This is a genomic window from Paenibacillus dendritiformis (genome assembly GCF_945605565.1).
GTDB lineage: Bacteria > Bacillota > Bacilli > Paenibacillales > Paenibacillaceae > Paenibacillus_B > Paenibacillus_B dendritiformis_A.
Map to the genome: position 1 here is coordinate 4,487,592 of NZ_OX216966.1, position 22,150 is coordinate 4,509,741.

A 22,150-nucleotide genomic window follows, 5' to 3' on the forward strand; every position below is an offset into this window, starting at 1 on the left:
ACTTACCGGCTAACCCGGTCCAATTCGATGGTGAATCTCCGCCACGCCTGCTCCACGACCTCCGCGATATCTTCCTTCCGCAGCTTGTCGTAATGAATGCCGGCGGCGACGGTTACAGTCGTACCCAGCGCTTCCGCGGCGTGGAGGGCCATGGCGGCGCTGAGCTCGTCCTCGCGATGGCCGGGAACGGTATGCGTGGCTACCTTCCACTGTCCCGCTTCAATCCACGAGGTCGATACGGCGCCGATATGCGCGTCTCCCCCGCTCACTAGGAACAGCCAATCCCGGCCTTGCCGAATGGCCTCGACCCGGATATCGGCTCCGGGCAGAACCGCTTCATTATAGGTCTCACTCATGAAATAATTCCCCGGATTTCATCCAAACTGTTAATATTCTCTTTTTCCATAAAGGCCGTCAGACCGTTGAGCAAATCTTCGCCTGCCCGCAGATTCATGAAATTGTATGTGCCGATCTGTACCACTTCGGCTCCCGCCATTATAAACTCAATGATATCTTCCGAGGAGGAAATGCCGCCCATTCCCATCACGGGAATCGTGACCGCCTGCGCCACTTGATGAACCATACGCAGCGCGATCGGCTTGATAGCCGGGCCGGACAGGCCTGCATACGTGTTCTGGAACACGCTCCGCCGCCCGTAAATGTCAATTTTCATGCCGGAGAATGTATTGACGAGCGATACGCATTCCGCTCCCTCCTCCTCGCACATGACCGCCATGCCGACCACATTCTCCGCATTGGGCGACAGCTTGACCGCCAGCGGCAGCGAAGTCACCTGCCGGACTTCCCGAATCACTTCCCGGGCGACCTCGGTCCGAATCCCGAAGGCCATGCCGCCCTCCTTCACATTGGGGCATGATATATTCAGTTCAATCATATCTACAGCTAGCCGGTTCAATTTGCGGCGGTCCTCGGCATCCTTCGTAATCTTCAACGCGCCAAGGACATAATCCTCGATCGTGCTTCCGCCAAGATTAGCGATTTTGACCGGTTCTATCTTCTCCCAGAACTTCATCTCTTCCTGGAGAAACGCATCGACGCCCGGATTTTCCAAGCCGACACTATTCAGAATCCCGCTTGCCGTCTCCCAAATGCGCGTGCCCTCGTTCCCAGGACGCGGATGCAAGGTCAGTCCTTTGGAGGCGATGCCGCCAAGCTGATTGATATCATAGTATTGGGCATATTCCTGCCCGAAGCCGAATGTGCCGGAAGCCATGACAAGCGGGTTTTTGAAGTCGATCCCCGCCACATTACACGCTAAGCTTCTCATGCCACGCCACCTCCTGTGCCTGAAATACCGGTCCGTCTGAGCAGACCTTGCGGTTGCCGCTTGCCGTTCGCACAGAGCAGCCGTAGCAGGCTCCAATGCCGCAAGCCATTCTTTTCTCCAGAGATACGTACAGCTTCGTCTCCAATCCTTCCGCCATGCGGGCTGCCGCCTCCATCATTCCTAGCGGTCCGCACACGAAGATATTGTCGTATTTCTGCATATCGACATCAAGCAGCAGATTCGCATCGACCCGGACGACAAGCTCGCTCGCGTATGGAGCGAATGCTTCCGTCATATAGGACGCTCCCCGGAATCCGAGATAAATATCCGGCTTGTCCAGCTGTCTCGCCGTGTAGAACAGGGGCGCGATGCCGATGCCTCCGCCGACTAACGCGGTTTTCCCGTCAACTTCCGGAAACCCATTGCCGAATGGCCCCTCCAGTTGAATCGAATCGCCCGGGCGAAGACTGGCGAATCGGGCCGTTCCTTCGCCTCCGGCTTTGTACAGGAACTGGATGGAGTCCGGCTCCAAATTGTAAATACTGATCGGGCGGGATAGTACCGGATAATGGCCCCATGCCCGGAGCATATAGAATTGCCCCATCCGGCCTTCAAAAGTGCCCTCTACGGTCATGAGATAAACATCTTGAGCTATCTGATTGTTGGAAAGAATCTTATGCACGTGTCTGCTCCTTTGTTCACCTTTAGCAATTCTACTATGCCTGTAACGGCGCCATTCATCTGTGATGCAGGTCACGTTGGGCATAAATCGGCCCGAGAAAGGACATAACAAGAAGACAAGTGTAATCGGGAAAGGAGGAAGATCATTGCGCACAAAACAGATATGCTGCCTGCTGGTGTGTCTGGTAGGAGTGGCCGGCTGCTTTCCGCGTTCGCATCAGGCTGCACCCGATCCGAAGCTGACCTCATTGGATCAGAACCAGCCGTCTGCGGATATGACATTGAGACCACCGCGTCATGATGTGGCGGAACAACCCGAGACGGGCAAGGGCACCATCTCCTTCGTCCTGCAGGACAAGCCGCAACAGCGGCCGCATCAGCCTCTGCCTTTACCCAAGTTCCACTTGACGATGAAGGAATCAGCCCACAAGGAAGCGGCCCATGAAGGGCTCCGTTCTGACACCTTAGGACGGAAGACTGTGGAACAAGAATCCGCCATGAAGCAAAAGAAGCCGCCGATCCCCGAGCCAGCCCAATCCGCTTCGCAGAATACGAAATCCGGGATAAGCCAGCACCATTTGAGCCTGGCTCAGCTTAGAGTGAAATACCCGCATATTTTTAAGCTTCATGGCTCCAAGCGCGGACTCCGCCGAGTCGCCCTTACCTTCGATGATGTCCCTGATAACCGGATAACCCCGCTTGTACTGGATATTTTGCGCGAACATAACATTCGCGCGACCTTCTTTCTCGTCGGGTCTCGGGCAAAAGCCCATCCCGAGCTGGTTCGGCGCATTATCCGGGAAGGCCATATTATCGGCAATCATTCTTACAGCCATCCGTTAATGACGAAGCTGTCGCTGCCTGCCTTCGAGCAGCAAGTGAAAGATGCGGAACGGGTAATCGAAGAGATCATCGGATATAAGCCGAGATTCTATCGTCCTCCCTTCGGGGAGATCAATGAGGAGCAACTGAAATGGGCGGGGGATCACGGTTATCTGGTCGTCAATTGGGATGTCGATTCCAACGACTGGCGGGGCTTGAACGCCAAGGAAGTATATGACAACGTAATAAGCGGTGTCAGGCCCGGTTCGATCGTGCTTCAACATGCGGGAGGAAGCAAGCACAACCGATATTTACAAGGAACGGTCAAAGCCCTCCCCTCCATCATTAAGCAATTGAAGCAGCAGCGGTACCACTTCGTCACCGTGCCGGAGCTGCTGCAAGACCGCAAGGATAAAAAAGACAATTAAAACGGACGCCAAAAAACCCCTGCCGCTATATGGACAGGGGTTGAATGTATGCTGAAATATATTAAGACATAATGTAAACTTCTATATTTTGAATGCCGAAAGTACTGCCCGTCTGCTTGCTAACCGGAACGAAAATATCAAGCTTGTTGCCATTGATGGCGCCGCCGATATCGCGTGCTTCCGCAATAAATCCGCCTTGCGGCAGATGCTTGAACTGATAGCCGGTGATGAACAGCTTCGTTCCCAATGGAATAACCTTCGGATCGACGGCTACCGTCCCCAGCTTCAATGGGTTGCCGAAGTAATCGACAGCGCCCCATTTTCCGTTTTCACTCGCGTGGGCCGTATATGCGGTGGCCTTCATGTTCACTTTCTTTTTATATGTCATCTCCTTGCCGGAGACCGTAATTACGTTCTTCTTCGCAGCTGGCGCAGCCTGCTTCGCTTTCTCCTGGGTTTGCGCCTTCGCTGCCGGCGCAGCTGCTGCTGGCTTGTCCGCAGATGCTTCAGCCTTGTCCGCTGCCGGTGCGGCCTCATCCATATCCGCTTCAATCAATGCCGCACTTTCCGATTCTACCGCCAGACCTTGCAGGGTCTTTTTCGGAAGCTCCAGCTTCAGCCCTCCGTAAATATTCTTCGGATTGATGTTAGGGTTCGCCTTCATCAATTCATCCAGATCAATCTGATGCTTCTTCGCAAGCGAGTAGAAGGTATCCCCTTCCTGAGCGATGTAAGGCTCGGCATAAACCGGCATCATTTGAAATACCAGATTCAATCCCAGGAATGCCGCTGTAAGCTTTAAAGTCATTCTTTTCCGCATATGGTGTATGTTCCTCCTTAAGATAGCCTGCGAGGTTAGTTGTCGGATTCGGGTCAAGGAGTACCCTACATGCTGGCGATCCACCAGCTCTGATTCACCCCAAGGCGCTCATCCCGTTATGAAATGAACACCGGTCAATCATCCCCCGTACTATGTTCGGCTCGAATTGCATCATATCACAATTTTGTAACCTATGCGCATGCAGTTAATGGCAATCAAACAATAACATGCCTCCTCAGCCTGTAAAATGGGCCGAAATGACGTATGAAATCGCTTCATCCGGTCCAAAAGGGATCAGGTATGTAACAAAATTGTAACCAGCGATTACTACTATATCATAGATTACAAATTTGTAAACAGTTCGGGCCCTTCCTATTATTGGACATGTCCAAACTATTGGTGTCACGCAGGATTTTAAGCAATCTCCCCATCTGCCAGGTATCTTGCTGCCTTTGGGACACTATCCCCGTTCGTCAGGTGTCTCCCAGCCTTTGAGCCAATCTCCCCGTTCGTCAGGTTTCCCCGCTATTGAGCAGCTTCGGTGATAAGATCCCGGTGTCCATGAGACCGTGCTTCTGAGCTTCTTTTCTCCTGCTTGATGAGGATACTGCTCATAAAGGACTAAAACGGGTCTTCAACTACCTGCTCCGATGGGATAATGCACATAAGGGCCGGTATCGGGTCTTCAACTACCTGCTCCGATGGGATAATGCACATAAGGGCCAGCGTGGAGTCTTCAACTACCTGCTTCAATGGGATAGTGCACATAAAGGCCAGCACGGGGGGACTTCCACTACCTGCTTCATTGGGATAATGCACATAATGACAAGGGAATTACTGTGGCAAAAAGGAGGTTACCTACGGGGCTTCACTTTTACAGGATGAGGAAGGTACTTCATATTTCGGTGGCCTATATAAAGAACCAGCCGGAATTCCCGGCTGGCTGCGAACTTGGAGCGGTGAATCGATAGCCGTCTCCATCCAATTTCAATTGTGTCCGTTCGGAGTCGTTTAGAGAACTTGTCCGAGGAATTCTTGCGTGCGGGGATGCTGCGGCGCGGAGAACAATTGCTGCGGCGGCCCCTGCTCGACGATATGCCCGCCATCCATGAACACGATGCGATCCCCGACCTCGCGCGCAAATCCCATCTCATGCGTTACGATCACCATCGTCATCCCGTCTCGGGCAAGCGACTTCATTACTTCCAGCACTTCGCCGACCATCTCGGGATCCAGGGCGGATGTCGGCTCGTCGAACAGCATGACATGCGGCTCCATCGCCAGTGCCCGCGCAATCGCAATCCGCTGCTTCTGTCCGCCGGACAGCTGGTCAGGGTAAGCGGATGCCTTGTCGGCCAATCCGACCTTCTTCAGGAGATCCATCGCGGTCTCCTCCGCTTCCGCCTTGCTTTTCCCTTTCACTTTAATCGGAGCCAGCGTAATGTTGTCCATCACCGACATATGCGGAAACAGGTTGAAGGATTGGAAGACCATGCCCATTTTTGCGCGCGTTGCATTAATATCATGCTTTTTGTCATTAATTTTCATGCCTTCGAACAAAATATCGCCTGCGGTCGGCGTCTCCAGCAGATTAAGACATCGCAGAAAGGTGCTCTTGCCCGAGCCGCTGGGGCCGATAACAACGACGACTTCCCCTTGCTCGATCGTCATGTTCAAGCCTTTCAAAATGTTCAGCTCTCCGTACGATTTATGCAGGTCACGAATTTCGATCATTCTTCTTCAACTTCCTTTCCAGCAGACCGATTGCCTTCGACAGCGGAATCGTCAGCACGAGGTACATCATGGCCGCCCCAAGCAACGGCCCCATGGCCGTATACGTCTTGCTGCGGATAATATCCGTCTGGAACATAATGTCCGCGATTCCGATCAGACTGACAATCGAGCTCTCCTTGATAATCGTGACGAACTCGTTCCCAATCGCCGGAATGACTGTGCGGAATGCCTGCGGCAAAATAATATATCGCATCGTCATGCCTTTGGACATGCCGAGCGAACGTGCGGCTTCCGCCTGCCCCTTATCCACCGCCTGAATCCCCGAGCGGAAAATTTCCGCCAAATAAGCCGAGCTGTTAATCGAGACGGCGATCGCGCCGGAAGTGAATTTGCTGAATTCGATGCCGAACTGAGCCAGTCCGAAATGAATAATGAACAATTGCACCAGCAGCGGAGTGCCGCGAAGAAGCTCGATATAGGCGATTGCGAACCAGTTCAACAGCTTGAATGGCCCGATCCGCATCAATACAATAATAATGCCGAGCACGAAGCCGGCCAACACCGCCACCAGCGATAGCAGCACCGTAATCTCGGCTCCGGATAAATAATCCCATTTATAGTCCCATAGCATAGAGAGCCAGTCAAACAATAGCCTCTTCCCCTTTCCAATCTCTGCCTATCCTATAATAGAATGAAAAAGAGCGGCTTGCGCCGCCTCTTTCTCCCCGTGTGTATCGGGCATTATTGCTCTTCCGCCATCTGGGTCGCCTTCGTAATGAACTCGTCCAGCTTGCCTTCCGATTTCAGGCGGGCAATCGTCTTGTTCGCGGCTTCAACCATTTTCGGACTGCCTTTGCGGAAGCCGATGACATAGCCATCGCTCGCCGGCTGCAGCACTGCATCCGACATCTCCAGTTCAGGGCGGTTCGAGGCATATGCCTTCGCGACCGGCTTCTCGACGATGACCGCCTCAATCCGGTTCGACTCCAGCGCCAAGACGAGATCACTTACCTTGGACAGCAGTTCAGGCTGAGCTTCGGGAATCTGTGTCACGACCTTCTCAAAAGTCGAGCCTTTCTGAACGCCGATCTTCTTCCCTTTCAGATCTTCCGGCGTCTTGTACTTGTCTTTGTCCGCGGCACGCACGATGACGCCTGCCTCAGCCACGTAGTACGGATCGGAGAAGTCAACCGCCTTCGCCCGCTCCGGATCCGGATCCATTCCCGAGATAACCATATCCAGCTTGTCCGAATTCAGTGCCCCAATCAGCGATTCGAACTTCATATCTTCAATCTTCATCTCAACGCCCAGATCCTTCGCAATCTCGTTCGCCAAATCGATGTCGAACCCGACAATTTCATCCTTGCCGTTAATCGTCTTGTGAAACTCGAATGGAGGATAATCGGCGCTGACGCCGACAACGAGCGTCTTTTTGCTCATAATATTGTCATAACTATCTCCTTTGGCTCCGCAGCCAACCAGGATGGCCATTAATAGCGAACATACCGCTACGATCTTCATTGTTCTCACTATACTTCATCCCCACTTCTCTGATTATCCTTCCTTCCCATGATAGGAGGATTTCGGTCGTTCCCAATTATACATGATGATGTATAGATATACAATGGTTCTGAACAAAAAAGATACTGAAATAGCTGCTTTTAAAGGAGGATTCACCAATTGAACAAATAAACGCTGGTCAATTGTCGCAGGCAACCGCTTTATTACTAAAATGTGCACACTTTCGGCTTTTCATCCAGGCACTTGGCTAAATCAGCCAATTCCATATTTTTTTCTCGATTCCTGCAATTAACATCCCAGTTGCCGGTACCGGCTCGACAGGTGAGCAGTCCGTTTTCTCAGCATATTAAAAGCATCAGCCCTTTCCTTTACCGTTTTCGATCTTTTTTTTGGCATATTTCCACCTATTCCAAAGCCTATGTCGCTGAACGATTCGATATGTATAATTATGTATATATTTACACAGGTACCGACGGGAAGAACATGTCGTTACACACGCGCTTCCCGCCGCTCCCCTTCACTGAACTGAATCAGGCTTCTCCGGAATAAGTGGAAACCGGATATGTATAAGTGTCTTGCCCGGTACGGAGGAGATCTCCATGCTCCCCCGATGACGATGGACGATACGGTAGCAGATGGACAGGCCCAAGCCGGTTCCGCCCGCTTTCGTCGTCAGGAAGGGGGTTCCCGCCGACTGCAATACCGTCATATCGAAGCCAGGCCCTTCATCCTCGACTTCAAGATGTATGGCTTGCTCATCATGCCGGGTCCGAACCGTCAGCGTCTGATTCGCTTCCATCGCCTCCAGTCCGTTGCGAATCAGATTGTGCAGCAGCTGGCGAATTTCTTTTTCATCCATATCAAATTCCGGCACCGGATTCAGATCAAGGCGAATCTCCTGACAATCCGTTGTCGCCGACGCTTGCACGAGCGGATAAATATGATTGATAACCTCATTCAATGATTGCTTGCGGAATTCGACGACTTTGTGCTGCGCCAACGTCAAGTATTCCGTAATGATGGAATTCGCACGCTCGATTTCTTCCATCATCGTATCAAAATAAACATGCTCCTTCACATGCTCCGGCTTGCTGCGCAGCAGCTGCAGAAATCCTTTGACCGTCGTCAACGGATTGCGTATTTCATGGCTGATGGCCGCCGCCATCTCGCCTACGACCTTCAAGGCGCCCATCCGCTTCATCTCCTGCTCGAGCTGCACTTGCTTGTGGAGCGAATCGGTCATCCGGTTCATATGCTCGCCAAGCAGCCGGAATTCATTATGCTGATCGTGCTCCACCCGCACATTATAATCCCCCTTGGCAAGCCGGGAAGAGGCATCGACCAGACTGCGCAAAGGCCGGTGAATGAGGCGGCGGATCCACATATGCAGAAGCAGTGCGACGACAACCGCAACCAAAGTGAAGGTGCCGAACGTCACCCAAGCGACGTGGTAAAGAACGGAGTCGATAACCGTTGCCGGAAGCATAATCATCGCGATCCAGTCACTCTCTTTCAAGCCGACCGTAAACACGATCATTTTACGGTCCTGATATCTGGTCATCGATGTCGTCTCTGCTGTCTGCTTGATATCTTTTATGACCTGCTCGAATATCGGAATCAGATCTTCATCGAAATCCCGGTACAGATTGGCGAAGATGGTATGCTGTTCGTCCGGGTCATAGAGCAGATCTCCGTCTCTCGTAATGAGCAAAGTCTTGCTGTCCGGATGGAAACTGAGCCGAGAGCCAACTTGCTGCAAATCGTTGTAATGGATGTCGATGCCGGCCACACCCAGCAGCAGCCCCTCCTCGTCGTATACCGGAGTGCTGATGGACAGCATGGGCTCTTGCGTAAACGGATCAATAAAAGGAGCCGTAATATGCGTCCCGCCGCTCTTCGCTGCCCCATGATAGTAGTCGAAGCGCGAATCGCTCTCGTAGACGGGCGACGAGGCATCAATCTCCTGTCCACTCATGATTTCGGCAGGCGTTCCCTTCTCGTCATAACCATACCAGACGAAGTGCTTCCCCTGGTTGCGATAGCTTGACTGTGCCGTGAACCAATAGCCGTTGACGAATTTGTTGGGACTTCCTGCGAAGAGCCTCGTAGCGTTCCTTACGTCGGAATGAACGTCATCCGACAGCCGGTATAGCTCGCGGATAATACGGGAAAACGTTTCTACCGATTTCTTGTGATGAAGCAGTGCGGAATCCACCTCGTTCGCAGCCAGCTTCATCTGATTCAAATAATTCTCTGTCATATTGCGCTGAATGATCGATTGTACCGCCTGGTGGGAGAAAAATGAAATGACAGCAAGTGCGGCAATCACGGTCACAACGATGCGGACCATCATCTGCCGGTGAATCGTCCGTAACATAACAGCCTCCGTTTGGCTCGGCGGCTCTTGTTCTGTATCGCCAGAGCCCAGTCTCTAATACTAACGGATTTCAATCTTGGACAATGACATAAAACGATAGTTTGCGACATTTCCTTCGATCAAGTTCGATCCTATTATAGTATGTTTTGTCGATCATAGATATCATATCTTCCATTTTCCATAAAAAAAGACTTTTGTATATGTTCATGTATACAAAAGTCTTGTTCATTTACACAAAAGTCATTAGATTACTGCTTCTCTTCCTCCGGTTCGCTTACGGGGGGCTGATGAATCGGCAGCGTCACGATTACCGTTGTGCCTACATCCGGCTTGCTCTCGATAGTCATGTCGCCATGATGCGCCTTCACCAGCTCGTACGTAATGGCCAAGCCCAAGCCCGTGCCGCCATGGCTCGGGTTCACCTGATAGAACTTATCCATGACTTTGGCCAAATGCTCCTTGCTGATGCCGATGCCCTGATCCACGATGCGAACGACGACCTTGTCCTCGTCCCACGTCGAATGGACCGTAATTACCGATTCATTCGGAGAGAACTTGACCGCATTGTCGATCAGATTGAGAAAGACCTGCTTCAGCCGGTTCACATCGCCAGAGATAGGCTGCTCCGCGCCGCGGGAATGAACCTCAATATGAATCTGCTTCTGCTCGGCCTTCATTTTTACTTGAAGCACCGTGTCTTCCAGAACGCCCGACAGATAGACCGGCGACCAATTGAATTGCAGCTTATTCTCCTGCAGCTTCGAGAAGTCAAGCAGTTCCTCGACCAGCCCGATAAGCCGGTCGGTCTCCTTCAGGATGACGTTCATCCCCAGCTTGCTCTCTTCTTCCTCGAACTGTCCGGAGAGAAGCGTCTCGCTCCACCCCTTAATCCCGGTAAGCGGCGTTCGCAGCTCATGCGAGATCGAGGAGACGAAGTCGTTCTTAAGCTGATTGCTGCGGACGATCTCATGAGCCATGAAGTTCAGCGTCCGGGCGAGCTCGCCGATCTCATACTTGTACTCCTCCTTGATGCGAACATCGAAGCGACCCTTCGCCATCTGGGCGGAAGCGCTCGTAATCTCATTGATCGGCTTCACGATGGAATTCGCCAGGCCGATGCTGATGATGAGCACGATGATGAGAACTGCGATCGCAATGACAACAGACAGCAGCACGATGCTGTTAATGCGCGCATTGACCAAATCCAGCGAAGTGACCAGACGGACGATATAGACGATATCTCCCTTCGCATAGAGCGGGGACGCGATCGACATAACCGCCTCTCCCGTCCCCGGCTGCTTGCCGATCCACTGCCCTACCGTCCCGCTCTGGGCACTGATGACGTCGGCCGTGGTGACCGGCTTGTCCACCCGGAAGTAGCTGGACGAGATCATCACCTCACCCTGCGGACTCAGAATCTGCACATCCGCCGTCTTGATATTGTACTGCTTCAGCAGCACGGGGAGCCAGCTTCGGTCTTCCGTATTGATCCCCGCATTGCCTTGTTGGTAGAGCGTTGTCGTGACACTCAAATGAGACGACATATGGCTAGAAATCGAGTCATAATAATAGGAACGGACAGCGATAAGAAATATCGCCTCCAAAATAAGCATCGTCAAGAACACGACGATAAAATAGTGCATTACTACGGAACGCCGTATTCCCGGCTTTAGCATGAAGAGGAACCTTTCCATTTATATCCATGTCCCCAGACTGTTTCCAAATATTTAGGCGACGAAGGCTCATCCTCGATTTTCTGCCGCAAGCGGCGGATATTGACATCGACAATCTTCGGATCGCCCATATAATCTTTGCCCCATACATAATCAAGCAGCACATCGCGGCTTAATGTCATATCTTCCTTCTCCATGAAGAACTGCACCAGCGAGAACTCCGTAGGAGTCAGGTCAATCGATTGGTTATGCTTCGTGAACCGCTTCGCGATCAGATCAAGCGTGAACGGCCCCGAATGATATATGACTTTCTGCGTAGGCTGCTGATAGGCGTTGACCCGGCGCAGGAGAGACTGAATGCGGGCCACCAGCTCCGTTGGACTGAACGGCTTGCTCACATGATCGTCGGCACCGACCGACAACGCGTATACCTTGTCCTGCTCCTGAACCTTGGCCGTAAGGAAAATGATGCCCATCCGTTCGTTGAACTGGCGGACGCGGCGGCATACCTCAAAGCCGTCAATGCCCGGAACCATCACATCGAGCAGGGCAATATCAATTGTATTGTCGTTGACAAGAATCTGGTAGGCATCGTTGCCGTTGGCGGCCTCCACCACATCAAATCCGTTGCGCTTCAGGTTGATGACAATAAAGCTGCGAATCGATTCTTCATCTTCCAGAATGAGTATCTTCGTCATCTCTTCCCGTCTCCTTCGTTCATTCATTGCTTTCCCGGTTGATATCCGGAATCTTCGGGGTGCCCCTGTTCAGCATCAGCGGCTCCTTGCTGAATACGCCGATAATGGTATCTCCATACGAGCTGAGATAAGTCCACTTCTCCTTGTATGTCTCCCACAGTTCCGGGTTGAAAAACTTGATCTCGGCCAGCGTTTCATTCGTATGCATGTCCATAAACCGGATATATTCATCCTTCTTCGACTTCGTATCAATCGTTACCCGGCCATACCATGAATTCGGCAGCTTGAGCTGGAACCGTTCCTCATAGTCGCGGTACTGCTTCTCGACCAGCTTCAATCCGTTCTTCTCGTCCCAATGATAATAGCCCGTGAAATACGGAATATCGTACGACGCATAAATATCCCAGCCCGGCGGCGTCTCGGGAACCGCGATCTCGATGATGCCGTCTCCATTCATGTCACTGCTGGCTATATTATACGGCTTGATCGCCATTTCTTCCGGCAGGACAGAGACGAGCTGATTATCCTGTGTCAACTTGATAATATCCGTTACGCCGTAATTGGCGCCAGCTACCGCGTCAAGCACAATTCCTTTTTGGTTCTTGCTGATATAGCCTGAAATCATGTTCGTATACATATTCACGTCTTTGTCCAGCGTTAATTCATTCTGCTTGGCCATCTTCCCGTCCTTGAAATCGTACATGGTCAGCACCGGCGGCATGTCGCGGCGGTTATTGACGATGTACAGCTGGTTCTTCCCGTCCCCGTTCAGATCATCGATGACGAACTGGGAATAGGGCTGCTCAAATATTTTGACGATGCCGTCCTGCGTGAATGTGTAGACGACCAATCCTTTGTTCAGATCCTTGTCGCTGCCTCCATAGCCGACGACGAGATCCAGCCTGTTGTCATGGGTCAAGTCCACGAGTTCGACCCGATCCAGACTGACGCCTACCCCATCGAACTCGACCACCTTGTTCCACGTCTCTCCGTCGCTATGGAAGACGAGTCCGTGCAGGCGCACATCCTTGTCCGGCGTCTCGTAAAATGCAATCGCCGTATCGGCCCGGCCATCATTGTTCAGATCAGCGAGCCGTATGGCGCTGCCATCCTCCGTATTGGTCGGGCGTACGATATTGTTAACCCCCTGCGGCATCTGCGAGGCAATGATCGTCATAATCTTCGCTTTATCTTCCGGAAGCCGGGGCTTGCTCATTAACGACTTCGGATCCTGCAGCCATTCGCACCCGGTCAGCAGGAGGCAGCCGAGGAGAAGTAGTGACACGCTACGTACCCACCGCATTCTCATTCCGCTTATCACTCTTTCATCAGTTCGATTTATCCTGATTATATCTTAACAGAATACACACTCCATCAGTATAAAAAAAAACTGTCACCAAAAGGTGACAATCCCATGACAAAGCCGGTTCTAATACCAGAGCGCATCGATAATTCCATTCTCTGCCTTGATATCCTGCAACGTATAGATGGATATCGGGAAATATGGAAAGCCATAGGCGTATGGAGCCAACTCATACAGGCCGAAGAACAGGACAAGCGCTTTGTCCGTCATATAAAAATCTTGATCCGGCCGAATCTCGGTGAACGGCTCCAATACGGGAATGTCGCGCGCCTTAATCTGGGCGGCTACCTGCTCCGACAGCACCTTCACATAAGGGGCTCCCGGCTTGAACAGATCCGCCAGCTTCAACTCCCGCCCGTCCCTGACATCCATCGTCATCCCGGCCTGATACGTCATCCCGTGCGCGGCATGCGCCGTATATCCGTATACGATGAGAGTGAGGCTGATATAATGGCGTTCATTCAGCTTGATCTCGTAGGAGCCCGTTACCTCCGTGTCCGGCGCTTCGCCGTAGCCGGTCATCCGAATGAGCCGGACCGCCTGACGGTGGATCGCCTTATTCATGCGGGATACCGCTTCGTCCCCGTCACGGCCGCGAATCTGAGGCACGTAGACGGTCAGCTTCGGTCTGCGGATGACATACGTATCCACCTGGACCGGCAGCGGATACAGCGTCGTGGCATCCGCTTCCGTTGATGTGCTCATCCCTATCCCCTCGCTTCATCATTGGTCATAATCCCAATATATGCGAGGAGCGGCGCGGCGTGACATTCGCCTAAGCGGTATTCCGCAGTGCATTAATGTATGAGCGCCTTCTCTGATTGGAGCAGGCGGCGTCCCTTCACGTCGACTGCGATCCGCCCTTCCTTCATTCCCCAGATGCGGGTCGCATACTTCTCGGCCAGCTCGGCCTGATGGAAGACGGCGATCACGATCTTCCGCTCCCGCTGGCACAAGCTGCGGAACGTGTCCAGCACCGACTCGGCGGCCTTCGGATCCAGGCCGAGCACCGGCTCGTCCGCCAAGAGAACGTTGGCCCCGTGCACGAGCGCGCGCGCAATGGCGACACGCTGGCGCTCCCCTCCGCTGAGCTTGCTCGTCTGGTCATGCGCCTTGTCCAGCAAGCCGAGCATCTCAAGCGTGTCCATCGCCCCCATATAATCGTCCGAACGAACAATGCCGAGAGCCATCCGCCAGAGCGGCGTCTGATGGAAACGGCCGATAAGCACGTTCTTCAACACTTTTCGATTCAGATTGAGGACCGGATTCTGTTCCAGGTAAGCGAACTCGCGCATCACCTTGCGCTTGCCATTGACCTGATTCTCGAAAATATTAACGCCGTCGACGCTATACTTGCCGCTCGTCCAGCTCTCGCGCATCGCGATGCATTTGAGCAGCGTCGATTTCCCGCTGCCGCTTGCGCCGATAACGCCGACGAATTCGCCAGGCTCGAGCTCGAAGCTCAATCGATCCAAGATTGGCGGGGCCGGCGGATACCGCTTGACCAGACGTTCTACTTTAATCATGGCATAGACTCCTCTCTATCCGTAGAAGGCATTCCGTTGTCTTTCCTTTCAGGTTGTTCCCAAAATCCGCTTGCGATGCTTGTGAACATATACTTATTAGTGTAAGGAAGATGAGTCCTAACTTGCAAGCGTTTTTGCCTGCCGCTTGAAGATCAAGCCAAGCAGCGAGAAGCCGATATACCAGATGCCGAGCAGGTAGAACATGCTGCCCATGGACACATACTGCAGCCCCAAGCCGGCCAGGTTCGGTCCGATAATGCTGCCCAGGCTGAAGTGAACGGATGCGATCACATTGGCGGAAGGCAGATAAGCCTTCGGCAAAATATCCGCGGCATATGCCAGGCCAAGCGAGAAAAAGGAGCCGACCAAGCCGCCGACGAGCAGGAATAGAATCAAAATCCCCCAGATGCTCGTTCCGACGAACGGGACGAGAAGGAATCCCGCTCCTCCGGTCAGACCGCAAGCCATCAATACCTTTTTACGGTCGATCTTGTCGCTCAGTATGCCGAGCGGAAGCTGCAGGATGAGGCCGCCGATACCGAAGAACGGAAGCAGGTACGAGATCCAATGCTCCTCCAGGCCGATGCGCAGCGCATAAATCGGGAAGTTGCTGTTCATCGATGCTTCCATGTAGCCGTACAAAAAGGCCGGCAGCAGCGCGAACCAGGCCCATTGATAAGAGCGGGCATACCGCTTCTCGGGACGGGCGCCTTCATGCAAGCCTTCCACTGGCTGATTCGGCAGTACGAACAGGACGAGCCCGATGACGATAAGGAACAGCGCGCCCATCACCAGGAACGGTGCGGAATCATGCACGCGGAGCAGATTAATGCCGAGCGGGCCGAAGCTGAAGCCGAGTCCATAGGCCATCCCGTACAGCGAAATATTCCGTCCGCGCCGGTGAGCCGGGCTGACGGAGACCGCCCACAGCTGGGTCGCGTAATGCAGCGCGCTGTCCCCCAGGCCGACAATCATCCGAAGGGCGAACCAGACATAGATGTTGGGCAGCAGCGGGAACAGTACGATCGCCGCCGTTACAACGATGAGTCCGCCGAGAAGCATCCGCTTGTATCCCACCCGGAGCAGGATCCGTTCGACGGCGAACATCATGGCGAAGACGCCAACGTACAGGGCCGTCGCATTGAGCGCATTCAGATCAGAAGGGACGCCCATCCGCTCCAGGAAGATGGTTAAGAGCGGGAGCAGCATCCCTTGACTCAATCCGGTAAATGTGACCACAATAATGAGAATAAAAAATTGCATGCTTGGAGAATTCGTAGTGAAACGCCTTGCTGACATGGACTTTCCTCCGCAATTACTATGATTTGAACGCCTGAAGCGGCGGCGCGCGGCCGCCCCCCGCAAGCTTCATTTGACACCAACATTTCAACATTATAGTAGACAATAGGATGCAACACAATTCATAATGATAGAGTAACGCAATGTTATCCAAGGGGGCTCCGTAAGGCATGACCTACCATGTTCGTATCGACTATTCATCGGTATATGAACTTATTGGAAGCTTTATGTTGTTCGTTCACCGCAAGTGGATCCGCAACGTAGAGAACGGAATGGAATGGGCGCGCAGCATCGAGCAGCAGCTCCCTCCGCAGTGGAATGCGTACAGCGAGAAGATCCGGAAGCATTCGTTAGGCGACTTCGACATGCTCTACGCGCTGGCGCTGGAGCGGAATCATAACGATATTCCTTCCTATCTCGAGCAGCTGGAACGGCTGACACCGGACGAGTGGGACAGAGTCAGACAAGAAAACGGCCTGCGCCTGCCCTCCTTCCGGCTGGAACGCTGCCTGGAGCTGTATGTTCCGGCGCTCCGATTCTGGTATGAACACTATATCCGTCTCTCGCTTCCGGAGTGGGAACCGATCCTTCAGCATGACGCGGAAGAGAAGCGGCGGTTATTGGACAAAATAAAGCCGCAGGATCTCATCGAGCTGGCCACGAACGGCGTCGTCATTCCGGAGCATGAATCGGTTGACGAAGTGATTCTTGCCCCGATGTGGCACTATCGTCCGATTAATAATAACTGTACGTTCCGCAGCCGGATTCTCGTCCTGTACCCGGTGGACAAGCCGGAACCGGATCTGATGGTCCCGTCGCACAACCTGCGCCGCATGACCGAAGCATTGGCGGACGAGAAGCGGCTTCGCATCTTGCGGCTGGTCGGCCAGAAGCCGTATACATTCGACGAGATCCAGGAATATATTCCGCTCTCGACGGGAGCGCTCAAGCATCATCTGGCGGTCCTGCGCTCCGCGGGGTATATCCGAACGTACTGGAACGGCAAAGTGCAGCGCATCGCGCTGCGGCCGGAAGGGCTTGCGGATTTATCCGCTTTTCTCGAAGCCTACATACATTCATGACAGCAAGCCTGATTGCAGCCTCTTGCGCTGTTGCGGCTCTGATAGCGTCAAGGAGGTGATTCGGCATGACCGTAATGCCGAGACAGACGATTTTATTCGATCTGGACGACACGCTCGTCCATTGCAACAAATATTTTGACATCGTCATTCAACAATTTCTCGATACGATGATGACGTGGTTCGCGCCGTGGAAGCTGCCGGCCGAGGATATCCGCGCGGTGCAGGTCCGCATCGATATTGCCGGCGTGCAGGACAACGGCTTTCAAAGCGAGCATTTCCCGCGCTCGTTCATCCATACGTACGAGCATTTCTGCACGCTGACCGGCCGCACCCCGTCCGTCGACGAGACCGAGCTGCTCTGGAAGCTCGGTCTGAGCGTCTACGAGTTCGAGATCGAGCCTTATCCCGGCATGATCGATACGCTCGACCGGCTGCGGGATGAAGGACATGAGCTATTCTTGTATACCGGCGGTGAACAAGTCATTCAAGAGCGCAAAATTGCGCAAATGAAGCTGTCGGATTACTTCGGAGAGCGGATATTTATCCGCAGGCACAAGACAGCGGACGCATTGTCCTCCATCGTGCGGGAACAGGGCTTCCGGATCGAGAGCACCTGGATGATCGGCAATTCGCTGCGAACCGACGTGATTCCCGCCCTGCTGTCCGGCCTGAATGCGATCTACTTGAAGCAGGCGAACGAATGGGCATTTAACATCGTCGACATCGATGCCGAGCCGAACGGCGCCTTCGAGACGATCGAGCAGCTAACCGACGTGCCTCGCGTCATTCGCAACTGGATATTGACCCCGCGGTAATAGGACAGGCCGGCTCTATCGGAGCCGGCCTTCCGTTGTCTTTGGCATAACGATGCCCATGGACCGGCATGAAGTCTCCTCGTCCTGCCTGTGCATCCCGGATCGGACCCCAGGCTATGCCTCTGTCGCTAACTCCCCGGTCTCCGCGCTCGCCAGGACAATGCGGGCTTGCGTCTCGGAGCCGTCCGGCAGGACCAGCTTCATCTTCGCGGTCTTGCCTTTCTCAATCAGCGCCTTCACCTGCGTATCGCTGAGCTTGCGGCCGAAGCTCTCCTTCCAGATGACAAAGCGGCAGCCCTGCTTGTAGTTCGAGCAGCCGTACCCTTTGCGCCCCATAAATATCTTGCCTCCGCATCCGGCGCGCGGACAAGTTCCGACGATGGCCGGTCCCTCGCCCAGCTGCGGCGCCGCCGCCTTAACCGCTGTACTCCGCTGCGGAGAAGGCCGGGTCCCGGCCGCTGCCGGACGGCCCTGCTCGAGTTCCGCCGCGGCGGACGCTTGTCCGGCCGCGCCCTTGCGCCGGCGCGAGCTTCCCTGCTTCGGCTCGGCGCTCTCGAAGGAAGTCTTCGCCGCCCGCGCCTGCAGCCTCACCTTGTCTACAATCATCGTTGCGAATTTCTTGACATTTTCCATAAATTGAATATCCGAAGCCGCGCCCCGTGAAATTTCCGTCAGCCGCCGCTCCCATTGCCCGGTCATCTCCGGCGAGGTCAGCAGATCAATCCCGGCTCCCCGGATAAGCTCGACCGCCGTGCGGCCTTTTTGGGTCACCTGAATCGTCTTGCCCTTCATCTCGATATAGCCCACTTTTTTGAGACGCTCGATCGTTGCCGCGCGAGTGGCCGGCGTGCCCAGCCCGGAGTCCTTCATCGCATCGCGCAGCTGCTCGTCTTCAATCTGCTTGCCTGCGCTTTCCATCGCCTTGAGCAGCGTGCCCTCCGTATATGGCTTGGGCGGTTGAGTTTCCTTGTCCTTCACGACGGCTTGGACACAATGCACCGCCTCATCCGGATTCACCTGGAACGGCTCCTCGACCTCAATCTCTTCCGCTTCATCCTCATCCTTGCGCTTTCCTCTTCCGGACTTGGGCTTCTCCTTCTTCATATCGGCATAGATGGCTTTCCAGCCAATGTGGAGCAGCTCTTTGACAGAGGTTTTGAAGGTCTCTTGTTCGACCTCCGTCATTACCGTATGGACCTTGTATTCCGCAGCCGGATAGAACTGGGACAGGAAGCGGCGCACGATAAGATCGTACAGCTTCTGTTCATCGGGAGACAGGCCCGAGGCCTTCCGCTGGGTCGGCAGAATCGCGTGGTGATCCTCGACCTTGGCCGGATTGCATATGTACTTGTTCCCTTTATGAACGAGAGCCCGGTTCGCGCCCTTCACCCACTCGTCATATGCCGTGCCCTGCAGCACGGACAGCGCCTTGTGCATCTCCGGAATGTTCTGCTCCGTCACATAGTTCGAATTCGTCCGCGGATAAGAGATGACCTTATGCTTCTCGTACAGCGACTGGGCGATATCCAACGTTTTCTTCGCCGAGAACGCATAGCGGCTGTTCGCCTCCCGCTGCAGCAAGGTCAGATCATACAGACGAAAAGGATGCTCCTTCGTCTCCTTCGCCTGATAGGAGGCGATCCGTCCCGGCTTCCCCTGCACCTTCGCCGCCAAGGCCTCGGCTTGCGCCCGGTCGGTGATCCGATCGCCCTGCCATAGCCCCTGGTATGTGCCCTCCCCTTGCGAGAAGTGGCCTTCGACCTCGAAATAAGTCAACGAAGTAAAGGCTTCAATCTGCTTATGCCGTTCGTAGATGAGCGCCAACACAGGCGTCTGCACTCTGCCTACGGACAGCAGCACGTTGTGCTTCGTCGTGAACGCGCGCGACCCGTTCATGCCAATCAGCCAATCCGCTTCGCTGCGGGCGCTCGCTGCCTTGGTCAGATTGTCGTATTCCGACCCGTCCTTCAGCTCGGCGAAGCCCCGCCGAATCGTCTCCGGGGTCAGATCGGATATCCAGAGCCGCTTCACCGGATGCTTTAATTTCAAATAACGCTGGATGAGCGAAAAGATATATTGTCCTTCCCTTCCGGCGTCGCAAGCGTTGACCAGCAGATTGCTGCGCTTGGCCAGCTCGGCGATGACCTTCAGTTGATCCTTCGTCTTGCGGTATGCGATCAGCTTGAAGTCGCCGGGTATAATCGGAAGGTCGTTGATATTCCATTTCTTATACTTCATATCATAAGCATCCGGCTCGGCGAGCCCGACCAAATGCCCGATCGCCCACGTAATGATATAGGTTTCCCCTTCCAGATAGGAACGGTGATTTTTCGCTTTCGGTTCTATGGCGGCAGCGATATTCCGTCCCATATCCGGCTTCTCCGCAATAATCAGCGTCTTCATCTGCTCCCCCCGTCTCTCTGGCGAACGACAGAAAGCCGCGCTATGGATAGCGCAGCTTCTTGCAGCGTTCTCTTCTATTTATTATTCCTCATTCCGGGCAGGATGACAAGTGATTCGCGAGATACATATCAACTTCGCGGGCGGCTTCCCGTCCTTCGTGAATGGCCCAGACGACCAGACTCTGTCCGCGCCGCATATCTCCGGCGGCAAAGACATTGCTAATCTTCGTCCCGTATTTGCCATTGACCGCCTTCACATTGGTATGGCGATCCGTGTCCAGCCCAAGCTGTTCGATGAGTGTCGCCTCCGGGCCGTCGAAGCCGACCGCCACGATAACAAGCTGCGCCGGATAGACCCGCTCCGTTCCCGGGATCGGCCGATACGTCTTCCGTCCCTGCTCGTCGACGATCCGCTCAATCTGAACCGTGTGCAGCTCCTTCACGCGCCCTTCCTCGTCGCCGACGAAGCGTGTCGTCATGATGGAAAATTCGCGCGGATCGCGTCCGTACAAGGCCTTCGCTTCCTGGTGCGCATAATCGAGCGTATACACATTCGGGAACTGCGGCCAAGGATTGGCGGCCTCGTCGCGCACGGCCGGGGCCTGCGGACGCGTGCCGAATTGAGTGATGCTGCGGCAGCCGTGGCGCAGCGCGGTCGCTACGCAGTCGGTCCCCGTGTCGCCGCCGCCGATGACGATGACATCCTTGCCTGCCGCCGACACGTAGCAGCCGTCCTCCAGGTTGGAGTTCAGATAGCTCTTAATCGTTCCGTTCAAATAGTCCATCGCATAGTGAATGCCTTCGAGATCGCTGCCTTCGATGACGAACTCGCGCGGCTTCGTCGCCCCGGCGCACAGCACGACGGCGTCATACTGATCGACCAGCTCGCGGGCCGGAATATCGGTTCCGATCTCGATATTCGTCACGAAGCGGATCCCTTCCTCGGCGAGCAGCCGCACCCGCCGCTCCACCACTTCCTTGTCCAGCTTCATCGTCGGAATGCCGTACGTAAGCAGTCCGCCGATGCGATCGTCGCGCTCGTATACGGTGACGGAATGACCGGCCTGATTGAGCTGATCCGCGCAAGCCAGTCCCGCCGGTCCCGATCCGACGACTGCGACCCGCTTGCCGGTCCGGCGCTGCGGAGGCTTCGCCGTCACCCAGCCTTCGCGGAAGCCGCGCTCGATAATCTCTTCCTCGATCGACTTGATCGTAACCGGCTCGCCGATCAGCCCGACAGTACACGACCCTTCGCAGGGCGCCGGACAGACCCTTCCCGTGAATTCGGGGAAGTTATTGGTGGCATGCAGCCGTTCAAGCGCTTCCTGCCACAGCCCGCGGTACACCAGATGATTCCATTCCGGAATCAGATTATTCACCGGGCAGCCGGAGGTGCCGGAGGCCAGCTCCATCCCCGTATGACAATAGGGCGTGCCGCAATCCATGCAGCGGGACGCCTGGGTCCGCATCTCCTCTTCGGTCAGGTGAAGATGGAATTCCTTCCAATCCAGCACCCGTTCAGCCGGGTTCCGTTCGGCTTGTATTTGTCGAGAATATTCCATAAATCCGGTCGGCGTTGACATGCTGACTCCTCCATCCGTTCGCGTAGCAATCACGAGCC

At 54.2% G+C, this 22,150-nt stretch carries 19 protein-coding genes and 1 riboswitch; of the genes, 3 read left to right on the forward strand and 16 right to left on the reverse strand.

Annotated features, from left to right (window positions below):
• Nucleotides 1–2: 2 nt before the first annotated feature.
• The 3 genes from lpdD to NNL35_RS20030 are packed head-to-tail and all read right to left on the reverse strand — an operon-like array spanning nt 3 to nt 1,970.
• A complete protein-coding gene (lpdD, locus tag NNL35_RS20020; protein WP_006675510.1) occupies nt 3–356 on the reverse strand; it encodes a prenylated flavin chaperone LpdD in 354 nt (117 codons plus the stop codon).
• Nucleotides 353–1,288: a dihydroorotate dehydrogenase gene (locus NNL35_RS20025; RefSeq protein WP_006675509.1), complete on the reverse strand. Its 936-nt coding sequence runs from the start codon at nt 1,286–1,288 to the stop codon at nt 353–355. Before NNL35_RS20025 ends, lpdD begins: the two co-directional genes overlap by 4 nt.
• Entirely contained in the window at nt 1,269–1,970 is a 702-nt protein-coding gene (locus NNL35_RS20030; RefSeq protein ID WP_006675508.1) for a dihydroorotate dehydrogenase electron transfer subunit, read from the reverse strand. The genes NNL35_RS20025 and NNL35_RS20030 overlap by 20 nt, the downstream gene beginning before the upstream one ends.
• Before the next feature lie 145 nt (nt 1,971–2,115).
• Between NNL35_RS20030 and NNL35_RS20035 the strand changes: the two genes are divergently transcribed.
• Nucleotides 2,116–3,219, forward strand: a complete 1,104-nt coding sequence (locus NNL35_RS20035; protein ID WP_006675507.1) for a polysaccharide deacetylase family protein — start codon at nt 2,116–2,118, stop codon at nt 3,217–3,219.
• Nucleotides 3,220–3,280: 61 nt separating this feature from the next.
• On the opposite strand, the gene NNL35_RS20040 is transcribed toward NNL35_RS20035, so the two are convergent.
• The 11 genes from NNL35_RS20040 to NNL35_RS20090 form a co-directional block, all read right to left on the reverse strand.
• Nucleotides 3,281–4,039, reverse strand: a complete 759-nt coding sequence (locus NNL35_RS20040) for a 3D domain-containing protein (RefSeq protein WP_006675506.1) — start codon at nt 4,037–4,039, stop codon at nt 3,281–3,283.
• 8 nt (nt 4,040–4,047) lie between these two features.
• Nucleotides 4,048–4,211, reverse strand: a riboswitch (cyclic di-AMP (ydaO/yuaA leader).
• Between the two features lie 839 nt (nt 4,212–5,050).
• Complete coding sequence (locus NNL35_RS20045; RefSeq protein WP_006675505.1) at nt 5,051–5,773, reverse strand: amino acid ABC transporter ATP-binding protein; 723 nt, start codon at nt 5,771–5,773, stop codon at nt 5,051–5,053.
• Entirely contained in the window at nt 5,757–6,404 is a 648-nt protein-coding gene (locus NNL35_RS20050; RefSeq protein ID WP_006675504.1) for an amino acid ABC transporter permease, read from the reverse strand. Before NNL35_RS20050 ends, NNL35_RS20045 begins: the two co-directional genes overlap by 17 nt.
• Before the next feature lie 110 nt (nt 6,405–6,514).
• On the reverse strand, nt 6,515–7,294 hold the full coding sequence (locus tag NNL35_RS20055) for a transporter substrate-binding domain-containing protein (protein ID WP_006675503.1): 780 nt from the start codon (nt 7,292–7,294) through the stop codon (nt 6,515–6,517).
• Between the two features lie 517 nt (nt 7,295–7,811).
• On the reverse strand, nt 7,812–9,671 hold the full coding sequence (locus NNL35_RS20060; RefSeq protein WP_006675502.1) for an ATP-binding protein: 1,860 nt from the start codon (nt 9,669–9,671) through the stop codon (nt 7,812–7,814).
• A 248-nt stretch (nt 9,672–9,919) separates the two neighbouring features.
• Complete coding sequence (locus tag NNL35_RS20065; RefSeq protein WP_006675501.1) at nt 9,920–11,314, reverse strand: sensor histidine kinase; 1,395 nt, start codon at nt 11,312–11,314, stop codon at nt 9,920–9,922.
• 26 nt (nt 11,315–11,340) lie between these two features.
• Nucleotides 11,341–12,042, reverse strand: a complete 702-nt coding sequence (locus NNL35_RS20070; RefSeq protein WP_006675500.1) for a response regulator transcription factor — start codon at nt 12,040–12,042, stop codon at nt 11,341–11,343.
• Between the two features lie 19 nt (nt 12,043–12,061).
• Nucleotides 12,062–13,327 carry a hypothetical protein gene (locus NNL35_RS20075; protein WP_238535282.1) on the reverse strand — a complete coding sequence of 422 codons (1,266 nt, stop codon included), beginning with the start codon at nt 13,325–13,327 and terminating at the stop codon, nt 12,062–12,064.
• A 144-nt stretch (nt 13,328–13,471) separates the two neighbouring features.
• Nucleotides 13,472–14,110, reverse strand: a complete 639-nt coding sequence (locus NNL35_RS20080) for a DUF3298 and DUF4163 domain-containing protein (RefSeq protein ID WP_006675498.1) — start codon at nt 14,108–14,110, stop codon at nt 13,472–13,474.
• Between the two features lie 92 nt (nt 14,111–14,202).
• Nucleotides 14,203–14,931 carry a phosphonate ABC transporter ATP-binding protein gene (locus NNL35_RS20085; RefSeq protein ID WP_006675497.1) on the reverse strand — a complete coding sequence of 243 codons (729 nt, stop codon included), beginning with the start codon at nt 14,929–14,931 and terminating at the stop codon, nt 14,203–14,205.
• A 117-nt stretch (nt 14,932–15,048) separates the two neighbouring features.
• Nucleotides 15,049–16,194, reverse strand: coding sequence for an MFS transporter (locus tag NNL35_RS20090; RefSeq protein WP_006675496.1), 1,146 nt, complete (start codon nt 16,192–16,194; stop codon nt 15,049–15,051).
• 206 nt (nt 16,195–16,400) lie between these two features.
• Between NNL35_RS20090 and NNL35_RS20095 the strand changes: the two genes are divergently transcribed.
• Both NNL35_RS20095 and NNL35_RS20100 read left to right on the forward strand, forming a co-directional pair.
• Nucleotides 16,401–17,312: an ArsR/SmtB family transcription factor gene (locus NNL35_RS20095; protein WP_006675495.1), complete on the forward strand. Its 912-nt coding sequence runs from the start codon at nt 16,401–16,403 to the stop codon at nt 17,310–17,312.
• Nucleotides 17,313–17,377: 65 nt separating this feature from the next.
• Nucleotides 17,378–18,127, forward strand: coding sequence for an HAD family hydrolase (locus NNL35_RS20100; RefSeq protein ID WP_006675494.1), 750 nt, complete (start codon nt 17,378–17,380; stop codon nt 18,125–18,127).
• 114 nt (nt 18,128–18,241) lie between these two features.
• On the opposite strand, the gene NNL35_RS20105 is transcribed toward NNL35_RS20100, so the two are convergent.
• Together NNL35_RS20105 and NNL35_RS20110 are read right to left on the reverse strand one after the other, a co-directional pair.
• Entirely contained in the window at nt 18,242–20,530 is a 2,289-nt protein-coding gene (locus NNL35_RS20105; protein ID WP_006675493.1) for a DNA topoisomerase 3, read from the reverse strand.
• Between the two features lie 88 nt (nt 20,531–20,618).
• The gene (locus NNL35_RS20110) at nt 20,619–22,112 is read right to left on the reverse strand and encodes a glutamate synthase subunit beta (RefSeq protein WP_006675492.1); all 1,494 of its coding nucleotides are present in this window, start codon (nt 22,110–22,112) and stop codon (nt 20,619–20,621) included.
• Between the last annotated feature and the right edge of the window lie 38 nt (nt 22,113–22,150).

Bases quoted from the DNA above. Each gene is read 5' to 3' on its own strand.
- NNL35_RS20085 (WP_006675497.1), bottom strand. From the start codon at position 14,931: ATGATTAAAGTAGAACGTCTGGTCAAGCGGTATCCGCCGGCCCCGCCA.
- NNL35_RS20090 (WP_006675496.1), bottom strand. From the start codon at position 16,194: ATGCAATTTTTTATTCTCATTATTGTGGTCACATTTACCGGATTGAGT.
- NNL35_RS20100 (WP_006675494.1), top strand. From the start codon at position 17,378: ATGACCGTAATGCCGAGACAGACGATTTTATTCGATCTGGACGACACG.
- lpdD (WP_006675510.1), bottom strand. From the start codon at position 356: ATGAGTGAGACCTATAATGAAGCGGTTCTGCCCGGAGCCGATATCCGG.
- NNL35_RS20065 (WP_006675501.1), bottom strand. From the start codon at position 11,314: ATGCACTATTTTATCGTCGTGTTCTTGACGATGCTTATTTTGGAGGCG.
- NNL35_RS20105 (WP_006675493.1), bottom strand. From the start codon at position 20,530: ATGAAGACGCTGATTATTGCGGAGAAGCCGGATATGGGACGGAATATC.
- NNL35_RS20095 (WP_006675495.1), top strand. From the start codon at position 16,401: ATGACCTACCATGTTCGTATCGACTATTCATCGGTATATGAACTTATT.
- NNL35_RS20040 (WP_006675506.1), bottom strand. From the start codon at position 4,039: ATGCGGAAAAGAATGACTTTAAAGCTTACAGCGGCATTCCTGGGATTG.
- NNL35_RS20025 (WP_006675509.1), bottom strand. From the start codon at position 1,288: ATGAGAAGCTTAGCGTGTAATGTGGCGGGGATCGACTTCAAAAACCCG.
- NNL35_RS20050 (WP_006675504.1), bottom strand. From the start codon at position 6,404: ATGCTATGGGACTATAAATGGGATTATTTATCCGGAGCCGAGATTACG.
- NNL35_RS20045 (WP_006675505.1), bottom strand. From the start codon at position 5,773: ATGATCGAAATTCGTGACCTGCATAAATCGTACGGAGAGCTGAACATT.
- NNL35_RS20070 (WP_006675500.1), bottom strand. From the start codon at position 12,042: ATGACGAAGATACTCATTCTGGAAGATGAAGAATCGATTCGCAGCTTT.
- NNL35_RS20080 (WP_006675498.1), bottom strand. From the start codon at position 14,110: ATGAGCACATCAACGGAAGCGGATGCCACGACGCTGTATCCGCTGCCG.
- NNL35_RS20110 (WP_006675492.1), bottom strand. From the start codon at position 22,112: ATGTCAACGCCGACCGGATTTATGGAATATTCTCGACAAATACAAGCC.
- NNL35_RS20055 (WP_006675503.1), bottom strand. From the start codon at position 7,294: ATGAAGATCGTAGCGGTATGTTCGCTATTAATGGCCATCCTGGTTGGC.
- NNL35_RS20060 (WP_006675502.1), bottom strand. From the start codon at position 9,671: ATGTTACGGACGATTCACCGGCAGATGATGGTCCGCATCGTTGTGACC.